We start from the raw sequence: 253 nt of genomic DNA, 5'->3' as shown, positions 1-253 counted from the left end.
CACCGCGGTCGGCCGAAACACGGACCGGCTCGCAGAGCTTGCCGGGGCCGGGTTTGCTACGGCCGCGGTTGATCTCTCCGAATCGGACGGTATTGCCGAAGTGGTGGCCGGACACTCCAATGTCGTGCTGATCTCCGGCGGCGACCGAAACCGGGTCGCTCAACACCTTGCTGTCATCCACGCAGCCAAGGATGCGGGCGTCGAACACTTATATTACACGAGCGGGCTTCGAGCGGCCGAGGGTGCGGAGATC

The 253-nt window shown here is 64.4% G+C and carries 1 protein-coding gene; it reads left to right on the top strand.

Features of this window, described 5'->3' with window-relative positions:
• Positions 1 to 253 (top strand): NAD(P)H-binding protein (locus tag SB773_RS33270; RefSeq protein WP_410594716.1); only part of this gene is annotated, 253 nt, incomplete at both ends.

Origin of the sequence: Bacillus sp. SIMBA_074 (assembly GCF_046534555.1) — a bacterium.
GTDB classification, from domain to species: Bacteria; Bacillota; Bacilli; order Bacillales; family Bacillaceae_G; genus Bacillus_A; species Bacillus_A mycoides.
Note: the sequence above shows the minus strand (reverse complement) of the source record. Positions and strands in the feature narration are given on the sequence as shown.